10 protein-coding genes are annotated in these 10,368 nt (G+C 57.9%); 3 read left to right on the top strand and 7 right to left on the bottom strand.

Annotation, left to right across the window (positions count from 1 at the left end; translation table 11 throughout):
* From BUB60_RS10535 to BUB60_RS10525, 3 genes are all read left to right on the top strand, one after another.
* A partial coding sequence (locus BUB60_RS10535; RefSeq protein WP_073081934.1) for a sugar ABC transporter ATP-binding protein occupies nt 1-1,053 on the top strand: 1,053 nt, incomplete at its 5' end.
* Nucleotides 1,054-1,065: 12 nt separating this feature from the next.
* Complete coding sequence (locus BUB60_RS10530; RefSeq protein WP_073078612.1) at nt 1,066-2,067, top strand: ABC transporter permease; 1,002 nt, start codon at nt 1,066-1,068, stop codon at nt 2,065-2,067.
* A gap of 364 nt (nt 2,068-2,431) precedes the next feature.
* Nucleotides 2,432-3,970: a hypothetical protein gene (locus BUB60_RS10525; protein WP_143162321.1), complete on the top strand. Its 1,539-nt coding sequence runs from the start codon at nt 2,432-2,434 to the stop codon at nt 3,968-3,970.
* 54 nt (nt 3,971-4,024) lie between these two features.
* On the opposite strand, the gene BUB60_RS10520 is transcribed toward BUB60_RS10525, so the two are convergent.
* The 7 genes from BUB60_RS10520 to rnpM all read right to left on the bottom strand — a co-directional run bounded on the left by BUB60_RS10520 (nt 4,025) and on the right by rnpM (nt 10,341).
* A complete protein-coding gene (locus BUB60_RS10520; RefSeq protein WP_073078610.1) occupies nt 4,025-4,933 on the bottom strand; it encodes a bifunctional riboflavin kinase/FAD synthetase in 909 nt (302 codons plus the stop codon).
* A 33-nt stretch (nt 4,934-4,966) separates the two neighbouring features.
* Nucleotides 4,967-5,836 (bottom strand): tRNA pseudouridine(55) synthase TruB, encoded by an 870-nt coding sequence (truB, locus tag BUB60_RS10515; protein WP_073078609.1) that lies wholly within the window; start codon nt 5,834-5,836, stop codon nt 4,967-4,969.
* Complete coding sequence (locus BUB60_RS10510; protein WP_073078608.1) at nt 5,833-6,792, bottom strand: DHH family phosphoesterase; 960 nt, start codon at nt 6,790-6,792, stop codon at nt 5,833-5,835. The genes truB and BUB60_RS10510 overlap by 4 nt, the downstream gene beginning before the upstream one ends.
* The gene (gene rbfA, locus BUB60_RS10505; protein ID WP_073078605.1) at nt 6,779-7,168 is read right to left on the bottom strand and encodes a 30S ribosome-binding factor RbfA; all 390 of its coding nucleotides are present in this window, start codon (nt 7,166-7,168) and stop codon (nt 6,779-6,781) included. Before rbfA ends, BUB60_RS10510 begins: the two co-directional genes overlap by 14 nt.
* 86 nt (nt 7,169-7,254) lie before the next feature.
* Nucleotides 7,255-9,657: a translation initiation factor IF-2 gene (gene infB, locus BUB60_RS10500; RefSeq protein ID WP_073078603.1), complete on the bottom strand. Its 2,403-nt coding sequence runs from the start codon at nt 9,655-9,657 to the stop codon at nt 7,255-7,257.
* Nucleotides 9,657-10,079, bottom strand: coding sequence for a L7Ae/L30e/S12e/Gadd45 family ribosomal protein (locus tag BUB60_RS10495; RefSeq protein WP_073078601.1), 423 nt, complete (start codon nt 10,077-10,079; stop codon nt 9,657-9,659). The genes infB and BUB60_RS10495 overlap by 1 nt, the downstream gene beginning before the upstream one ends.
* On the bottom strand, nt 10,069-10,341 hold the full coding sequence (gene rnpM, locus BUB60_RS10490) for an RNase P modulator RnpM (protein ID WP_073078598.1): 273 nt from the start codon (nt 10,339-10,341) through the stop codon (nt 10,069-10,071). Before rnpM ends, BUB60_RS10495 begins: the two co-directional genes overlap by 11 nt.
* Nucleotides 10,342-10,368: the final 27 nt, after the last annotated feature.

Here is a 10,368-nt window from a genome sequence, read left to right as displayed (position 1 = left end):
CAGATGGTGGAGATCATGAAGTCGTACCGGCGTGACTCAAAGATCATCGCGTTTGACGAGCCGACGGCGTGCCTGACGGACACGGAGGTGACGATTTTGTTCCGGCTGATCAGACAGCTGAAGGAGCAGGGGAAGATCATCCTGTACGTGTCGCACCGAATGGCGGAAATCTTCCAGACGTCGGACGAGATCGTTGTATTGAAGGACGGGCGGCTGGTGAAGACGTTCAATACGGCGGAGACGAACGAGAAAGAGCTCGTGAAGGCGATGGTCGGGCGCGACATCGGCGATACATATGCGAATCTGAAGCGGAACGACAAGATAGGCGACGTTCTGCTTGAAGTAAATAATCTGGTAACGGACGACGTGCACGACGTAAGCTTCCAGCTTCGAAAGGGCGAGGTACTGGGCTTTGCGGGACTTGTGGGAGCCGGCCGTACGGAGGTTATGCGGGCGATATTCGGGGCGGACCCGATCCTGTCGGGCGAGATCAGGATGGACGGCGAGGCAGTAAACTTCAGGTCGCCGAAAGACGCGATCGAGCACGGGATAGCGCTGTGCCCCGAGGACCGGAAGGAGCAGGGGCTGGTGTTGGGCCGCTCGATCCGGGACAACGTGAGCATGCCGGTGCTTGAAAAGGTCAAGAAGGGTATGTTCCTGGACGAAAAGACGGAGAACGAGCTGGCGTTCGAGGCGGTCAAGAAGTACTCGATCAAGACGCCGACGATCGAGAAGCTGGTGATGGAGCTTTCGGGCGGGAACCAGCAGAAGATCATTCTGGGCCGCTGGACGTCCGAAAAGATGGTGACGCGGATACTGATCCTGGACGAGCCGACGAAGGGCATCGACGTCGGGACGAAGGCGGAGGTCTACCAGATGGTATGCGACTTTGCCAAGCAGGGTATCGGGGTCATCTTTATATCGTCCGAGCTGACCGAAGTATTGAACGTAAGCGACAATATCATTGTCATGCATAACGGGCACATCACGGGCAAAGTGACCAGGCAAGAAGCAACAGAAGAGCGCGTTCTTGAACTCGCTATGCACGATTAGGAGGAGGAAGCCATGGAAACCACAAGTAAGGCATCAAAGTTTTTAAAATCAAAATTATTTACGTTATTAATTCTGCTCGCAGTTATTGTTATATTTTTCTGGGCTTTTTCGCCGAACCACTCTTTCCTGAAGCCCAGCAATATTAAAAACATCCTGAACTCGATGGTTCTTTATACGCTGTTCGCCGTCGCCGAAGGTATGCTGATCATCTTTGGTGAGATCGACCTCTCCCCTGGGTATGTCGGTACGGCCGCCGGCGTCCTGATGGCCGCGCTGCTCGCTGGCACCGGTATCCCCTGGTTCATCGTTCTTATACTGTGCCTGCTGCTCGGCATAGCGTTTGGTATCGCCAACGCCCTGCTCATCAATGAGCTCGGCTTCCAGGGCTTTATTGCCACGCTGGCCACCGGTTCATTTATTGCCAGAGGCCTCGCATACATCATGGTCGGCGGTAAAACCATTAACATCAAGGACGAGGCTATCGTCTGGATCGGCACCGGGAAAATCGGCGATTTCATCCCGTTTACGATCATCATCTCACTGGTGGCAATCCTGATCTATGGCATCATTCTTGCCAAGACGAAATTCGGCCGCAGCATCTATCTCTGCGGCGGCAACAAGCAGGCGGCCAGACTGGCCGGCCTCAATCCGAGAAAGCTCTCCTACATCCTTTTCGCCAACAGCGGCGCGCTGGGCGCGCTGGCCGGCATCCTCTACGCCGGACGTCTGAAGGTCGGTAACCTCAACGGCACAAACACCTATGCGTTCCCGGCCATCACCGCGGCCATCCTGGGCGGCATTTCCTTCGGCGGCGGTTCCGGCGGCATGCTGGGCTGCTTCCTGGGCCTTGTCATTATGAATGGCTTTAACAACGGCCTGACAGTTCTCGGCGTCACGCCCTACTGGCAGAACGTCGCTTCCGGCGTCCTCCTCCTCTTCGCCCTGACGCTGGACTATATCGGCACGCGGAATGCCACGAAGGTTAAAAAGGCTCCGAAAAGCATCGGCGCGTAAATCTCATCTCGTTTTTATAAATTCAAACAGGGTCCGGTATGCCCATACCGGACCCTGTTTCAGCTTGTCAAAAAGCCTACATACAAGGGGGAAAGCCTCGCAGAGTTCGCCGCCGGGGCGGCAAATAAGTTCATCATTTGTCACGCAGGAGGACATGCGCCTCCGGAGTGACTCTTCTCATACAGGGCGCGGCTGAGCGTGCTGCATGCAGCCTTGTGTCAATAAAGCCCAAAGGGCTTTATTGACAGCTGAAACAGGGTCCGGTATGCTCATACCGGACCCTGTTGTTATTGCGTCAGAAAGCCCTATCGACATGGAAGAATATTTGTGATATAATACAAACTTAAAAAAACGTACCATTCCGATGGTGTCGACAGAGGTGCTTTTATTGGAGAGCCGGCTGAGCATTCTGATGGATAATTTCGCGATTTCCGGCAAGGATTTGGCAGGTCTTTTGCATATTGACAGTTCGCTTGTCAGTAAGTGGCGCAGCGGAAAGCGAAATCTCAAGCCCAATTCCGTCTATACGATGCAGATCATCAAGCATGTGATGGCGCTCGACAGCAACAACCAGTATGCAAAGATCCGGCTCATGCTGTCTCAGGATTACATGAACATTTTCAAATGCTCTGAGCAGGAGATCACCCTGTTCCTCAAGGACTGGCTGACCTCCGCCAAGGAGATCAGCGAAAACACCCGCGACTATTTTGATGAAATCAAAAACCTGCGCAGCACGTCCCTGCTAACCACGTATACGCTGTCCGGCCTGAACGGCAGGCGGCAGGCCGTGCAGTTTTTTCTGAAATACGCCCAGTCCCTCTCTCCGGGCGTTGAGATGTGGTGCTATACCACGGAGAATTCCAAATGGTTTTTTGAAAACAGCGAATTTCTCAACGAATGGTGTATGCGGAATATGTCCCTGCTGGGCGAGGAGAACAGAATCAAGGTGATCCATCCCCTTTCGAGCTCTTACGAAAGCCTGGCCACCTCCATGATCACGTGGATGCCTTTGCATATGACCGGCCGGACGACGGCATATTTCATCCCCAAATATAAGGATGAGGAGCTTGTCTACACCTACTTTCTCATCAAGGATCACCTGGCGCTGTACAACTGGTCGACCCGGCAGCCCTCCCGCGAAATGAACACCTACATTACCCACGAGCCGCAGTTCGTCAAGGATATTGAGGTGATGCTCCAGAGCCATCTCGGCGAGAGTACCCGCGTTTTTGAGCATTTCGGATATGAGACAAAGGATGAATATATCAATTATCTGATTGCCATTATGGAAAAGGACACCAATGAGTATCACTGGAGCCTGACCTTTCCTATCTGCGGCCTGTCCGACGGCCTGCTCCGCGATATCCTCACCGAGAACGGCTTTACCGGCGAGGAGTTCGAGCAGTATTACGAGAAGCTGAACCTGATCAGCGAGCTGGGCAATAAATCGCAGCACTGCTTTTTCGTCGATCTGGACCGGCTGCGGGAGTGGCTGAAAAAAGACGCCATCGTGCTCAACGAAATGTCCTTCACCTGCGGTCGGACGGTCTCTATACCGCACCGCATGTTTATGCGCCTGATGACGGAGGTGCTGAAGGTCGTCAGCGAGAGCGACAAAATAAAGATGTGCTTGGCCTCCACCGACCTCCTGAGGCGGCTGGCCGATACGGAGATTATCGCCAAGGAAAACACCAGGATACATTTTTCCTCAACGGTGGGGGATCGGCCCCGCGTCCTTGTGACGAAGGAGCTCACCGTCGTAACGGCGATCTACAGCTATTTTGAGGAGCTCTGGAACACGACGCCGTACATCTGCAAAAACAAGGAATATGTCAGCAAACAGATCATGAAGGTCCTGGAGGAAGTCAACAGGACCACGCCGCCCGCCCCGGCAAACGAATAATTTTATAAATAGGAAAGGCGGGGGCTTGCCCCCGCCTTTCCTATTTATATGTTTCTATTTGCTGTACAGCCTGGTAAAATAATTCCGTGCGCTCTCAGCGTCCGCGTGGATCTGAGCCTTCAGCGCGTCGATGCCGCTGAATTTGATCTCGGGCCGCAGGCGTTTGTAAAATTCAACGCGTACCATTTTGCCGTAAAGGTTCCCGGAATAATCGAGAATGTATGTCTCGGCGGTGACAGTCTCCGTATGATTGACCGTCGGCCGGATGCCGACGTTTGTGACGCCGATGTGCTCGCTCCCGTCCTCGAGGTATACACGCGTGGCGTAAACGCCGTAGGCCGGGATGATAACCCCCGCCTGAAAGCACATGTTGATCGTGGGCGTGCCCAGCGTTCGGCCGAGGCGGTAGCCATAGTGCACGATATCGGTCAGAACATGGGGGTGGCCCAGAAACTCATTGGCCTGTTCTATGTCGCCCTCCGCAATCAGCTTCCGGATGTAGGTGGAGCTGCTGACGACGCCCTTGTAGGTGACGGCGGGGATGATATCGCAGCCGATGCCCAGCTCGCGGCTCTTTTGGGCGAGCTTTTCAGCCGTGCCTTCGCCCTTGTGGCCGAACGTGAAGTCATGGCCGGCGACGAGGTAGGCGGCGTTAAATTCGTTGGACAAGCGCTCGACGAATTCTGTCCAGGGCATGCGCATCAGATCTTTGTCAAAATGAAGGATAATGACGTTGTTGATGCCGAAAATCCGGTGGATGAGCCCCGCCCTGTCCTCGCAGGAATTGATCAGGGGGATCGGCTGGCCGGCAACCATGCTCGCCGGATGGTTGTCAAAGGTGATGACGGAAGGCAGGAGGTCCTTTTCCTTCGCTATTTTCAGGACGCGTTCCATCAGTGCCGAATGGCCGATATGCAGTCCGTCGAAAAATCCGAGGGCGATGACGCGTTTTTTCTCTGTCATGGTTTGTGTCCTTTCGCCGGGATGGAGTATGCGCTAGACCTCAAAAAAGCTCTTGACAGTGCGCATAACGCCGTTGCCTGCCCGGCCGAGCATAAGGAAGACATGATTTTCGTCGTAGACCCTGTACAGCCCGTCTGCGGCGCTGACGGAGAATTCGGCGCCGTTCAGGCATTTCGCCTTTTGGCGCGCGTCGATCACGACGGTGGGATAAGCGTCAAAGAGCGCGTCGACCGGCTTTAAGAGCTCCTGCAGCTTTCCGGCGGACGCCAGCGCCTCGATATCGGCAAGCGTCACGGCGTCCTGAAGCTGAAAGGAGCCGGCACGGGTCCGCCGCAGGGAAAACATCGCCCCGCCGCAGCCCAGGGCCTGTCCAATATCGTGGCAGAGCGTACGGATATACGTCCCCTTGGAGCAAACCACACGCAGCAGGATATCGCTGCCGCTCATCTCCAGGAGCTCCAGTGTGCTGATGGTGACGGGTCTGGGCGCCCGCGCTGTCTCGATGCCGCGGCGGGCCAGCTCGTAGAGCCTTTTGCCGCCGATCTTTACGGCGGAATACATGGGCGGTATCTGCTCCTGTGCGCCGGTAAAGCGCCGGAGGATATCCTCCACATCCTGCCGCGCGGCGGAGACCGGCGACGTTGAGAGGATGGTACCGGTGGTATCCTGCGTGTCGGTGACGAGACCGAGACGGAGGCCGGCGATGTACTCCTTATCGAAGGATTCACAAAATTCGACGGCCCGCGTGGCCCGGCCGACAAAAACGGGCAGAACGCCCGTTGCCATCGGGTCCAGCGTGCCGCCGTGGCCGATGCGTTTTTCCCTTAAAAGGCCCCGGAGCTTGGCGACGACGTCGTGAGACGTCCACCCCTCCCCCTTGTCGATGATGACGACGCCGTTCATTGCGCAGCGCTGAGAGGGAAGATGCCGGACAGCGCGTCCAGCAGCCGCTTTTTGACCTCGTCCACCGGCGCGTACAGTGAAAAACCGGCCGCCATGGCGTGGCCCCCGCCGCCGAACCTGGCGCACAGGTCGTTGGCGTTGACAAGCGGCGTCGTCCGGACGGAGACCTTGACTTCGCCTCCAGCGAGCTCGCGGATGGTGATGCCGGCGACGACCTCCTCGATGGCGCCCGGTATCGAGGCCACATCATCCAGTTCATTTTCTCCGGCGCCCGTTTTGTCGAGCATGCCGCGCGTGATCACGGCAATGGCCACCGCCCCGTCGAAATAAAACTCCATGCTCGCGGTGATCATGGCCTCCAGGAGAACGCGGCTTTTGGCCTTTTTACGGAACAGCTCCCTGTTGAGCTCGCCGATGGGCGCCCCGGCGTCGACAAGCGCGGCGGCTGTGCGGAGCGTATCGGCGGTCGTATTGGCAAAGGCAAAGCAGCCGGTATCCGTGGAGACGGCCACGTAAAGAGAGGTCGCCGCTTCCGCGTCCAGCCCCCCGTTGAGCGCCAGAAGGAGCGCGTAGATGATTTCCCCGCAGGACGATTTGCCGGTATCCAGACACGTCAGGCCGGCGTAATTTGTATTGGAGGGATGGTGGTCGATGCACAGGTCCACCCTGTTGTGATAATCCGTTCCGGTGGCCGGGAAAAGCTCCTTGGAGGCGGTATCCACCGCCACGATGCAGGAGGGGACGAAGCCGTCCGGCGCCCAGTGCTTTTCGACATACGTCGTGTAGCGCGCCGTGGCCTCGGGGTTAAAGAGGATATAGGCCGTTTTCCCGGCCCGGTTGAGGCCCCGGACGAGCCCCGCGGCGCTGCCCAGCGTATCCCCGTCCGGTCTCTTGTGTGTCAGAACAAGAAAATTGTTGCGCTCCATAAGCCAGCGCGCCGTTTCACTGATGGTCATGGCTTTCTCCGGTCCCTTCGTCCTGCGCCGGCGGCGCATCCTCAAGCTTGTTCAGTATCTTTGAAATATTGGCGCCGTGCTCGATCGATCTGTCCAGCTGGAAGATGAGCTCCGGCGTGTAGCGCAGCTGCAGGGAATTGCCCAGCTCGCGGCGCAGGTAGCCCGCAGCGGATTTAAGCCCCTTCATCAGTTCCTTTTCGGACTGGAGCCCCATGACGCTCAGATAAATTTTGCAGTAGCGCAGGTCGCCGGTCGTGTCCACGGCCGTGATACTCGTCATGCCCTGGTTGACGCGCGGGTCCTTGACGTTCCGCAAAAGCGAGGACATGACGCGCTGGATATCCTCGTTGATTCTGCCTATTTTGTTGGATGCCATAATGTTACTCCGTAACAGTGTTGAGAGTTGAGGGTTGAGAGTGGAGTTATCCTTCCAACGTCACTCTCCAAGCTCCACACTCCACACTAATCCTTGATCTGTTCCATAATGAAGGCTTCGATAACGTCGCCCTCTTTAACATCGTTGAATTTTTCGATCGACAGGCCGCATTCATAGTTTGTCGCAACTTCCTTGACGTCATCCTTGAACCGGCGCAGAGACGCCAGCTCGCCCTCGTGGATGACGATGTGGTCACGGATGACGCGGACCTTGCAGTTCCGGATGATTTTGCCGTCCGTCACATAGCTGCCGCAGATGGTGCCGATGTTGGAGGCCTTGAAAATCTGGCGTACCTCGGCGTGACCGAGGACAACTTCCTTGAACTTCGGGGCCAGCATGCCCTTCATGGCGGCTTCGATCTCGTTGATGGCGTCGTAAATGACGCGGTACATCCGGATGTCCACGTTGCTCCGTACGGCGCTGTCGCGGGCGGCGTTGTCGGGCCGGACGTTAAAGCCGACGACGATGGCGCCGCTGGTGGCCGCCAGCATGACGTCGGATTCGCTGATGGCGCCGACGCCGGAATGGATCACGCGGACGCGGACCTCGTCGTTGGAGAGCTTTACAAGCGAGGATTTGATGGCCTCGGCCGAGCCCTGGACATCGGCTTTGACGATGATATTCAGGTCCTTGAGCTCGCCCTGCTGGATGCGGGAGAACAGGTCCTCCAGCGAGACCTTGACGCTTGTGGCGGAGGCGTTTTTCTTCTCCGCCTTGCGCTGCTCGACAAGCTCTCTGGCCATGCGCTCGTCGGCCACGGCGTTAAAGGTGTCGCCGGCGTCCGGAACCTCGGACATGCCGGAAATCTCCACCGGGACGGACGGGCCAGCTTCGCTGACGCGCTCGCCGCGGTCGTTCGTCATGACGCGGACGTGGCCCACGGCCGTGCCGGCGATGATAATGTCGTTGAGCTTCAGCGTGCCGTTCTGGACGAGGACGGTCATGATCGGGCCGCGGCCCTTGTCCAGGCGCGCCTCGATAACGGTGCCGCGGGCCGCGCGGTCCGGATTGGCGCGGAGCTCCTGCATTTCGGCGGTGAGGACGACCATTTCAAGCAGACGGTCGATGCCCATCCCCGTTTTTGCCGAGATCGGCACAACGACCGTATCGCCGCCCCACTCGTCGCTGACCAGCTCGTATTCGGTGAGCTGCTGCTTGATCCTGTCGGGGTTGGCGCCGGGAACGTCCATTTTGTTGATGGCGACGATGATCGGAATCTTCGCGGCCTTGGCGTGGTTAATGGACTCTACGGTCTGCGGCATGATGCCGTCGTCCGCGGCCACGACGAGGATCGCGATATCCGTTACCATGGCGCCGCGGGCGCGCATGGAGGTAAAGGCCTCGTGGCCCGGTGTGTCGAGGAAGGTGATCGGGCTGCCGTTTACCGCCACGCGGTAGGCGCCGATATGCTGCGTGATGCCGCCGGCCTCGCCGGCGACGACGTTGGCCTCGCGGATTTTATCCAGCAGCGAGGTCTTGCCGTGGTCGACGTGGCCCATGACGACGACGATGGGGGCTCTCGAAACGAGGTCCTCTTCCTTGTCGGCGTGGTCGTCAATGAGGCGCTCCTCGATGGTGACGACAACCTCGTGCTCCACCTTGCAGCCGAGCTCGATGGCCACGAGCGCCGCCGTATCGTAATCAATAATGTCGGACAGGGACGCCATGACGCCCAGCTTGATTAGCTGCTTGACGACCTCTGCACCCGTCTTCTTCATGCGGGAGGCCAGCTCGCCCACGCCGATTTCATCCGGGATGGAAACCTTGAGCTGTGCTTTCTTGGCCACTTCAAACTGGAGGCGCTGCATCCGCTCGCGCTCCTCCTGACGGCGCTTGGCGCCGGACGCCATCGTCTGCCCGCGGCTCTGATTTTTCTTGTTGGTGAATTTTTCCTTGCCGCTTTTAATGCGCTCGGCGCGCTCGGGGACGAGATTGTCCAGGCGCTCGTCGTATTTGTCGATGTTGATCGTGGCGCCGGAGGTGTCGATAACGCGCTTTTGCGGCGCCTGGCGCGGGACAAAGGGCTTATCCGGCTTTTTAACCGGCTGCTGCTGTTGCTGCTGGTTTTCCGGCCGCGGCGCGGGCGCGGTCTGGCGCTCGGTGTGCGCCGGTGCGGAAGGGGCCGGCTTTTTCTGCTCGTCAGGTCTCTGACCCGGCGCCGGCCTGCCGGCGGGCGTCTCTTTTGCCGCCGGTTTCTCGGCGGGCTCGGACGCGGAGGGTGACGCCACAGCAAAGATTTCCTCAATGCTGGCGACCTGATGATGCTGCGTGAGGTACTCAAAAATGAGGTCAAGCTCCTCCGTCGTCAAAACCTGCATGTGGTTTTTCGGCGTGGCGGCATATTCGGTCAGGACCTCGGTGATGACCTTAGTGGGCACCTTAAAATCCTTTGCCACCTCATGAACCCTGTATTTAAACATTGTACTCATTATATCGTCCTCCTCTTACCGGTTCGTTTGTTTCGTAAATGCGCCCTGGCCTCGGCGCGGCGCCCCCGCATGCGTTCGGCTTTTTCGGCGAGCAGACCGGCGGCTTCGCCGTATTGCGCATTGTCTTCCTGGGCCAGCAGGGCCACGTATTTTGAGGCGATGCCGGTGTCCAGTATAGCCAGCATGCCCGGAGAGCCCCGGCCGATGATGGCGCTGAGCTCTTCCTTTGAGGACGGCAAAACCAGATGGATCGCGCCGTACTGCTCCGCATAGCCGCGCGCCCGCCGTTTTGAACCGTCCGAGGCGTCGCTGGCCGACAATATTACCTTTGCTTTTCTGACCCGGGCGGCATGGCCGACGGATTCGTCTCCAATCTCCAGGAGCCCGGCCTTCTTGGCGATGCCAAGCAGCCTATTGTCCATCGCTTTCCTCCATCTGTTTGTGCAGCGCGTTTATAACTTCCTCCGGAATCGGCGATTCGAGCGCCCGTTCCAGCGCCTTTGACCGGATCGCTTTTTTCAGGCAGTCGGCGTTTCTGCACACATAAGCGCCGCGGCCCGGATTCTTGCCTTTGAAATCGAGAGAGATGACGCCTTCCGGCGACCGGACGGCGCGGATAAGCTCGCGCTTCGGCTTCATCTCCCGGCAGCCCAGGCACTGCCGCATCGGTATTTTCTTCTGCATTGCATGGACCGCCTTTCATGTTGATTG

This window comes from Sporobacter termitidis DSM 10068 (assembly GCF_900130065.1).
GTDB classification, from domain to species: Bacteria; Bacillota; Clostridia; order Oscillospirales; family Oscillospiraceae; genus Sporobacter; species Sporobacter termitidis.
The sequence above is the reverse complement of the archived record's forward strand: the minus strand, read 5'-3'. Positions and strand labels throughout refer to the sequence as shown.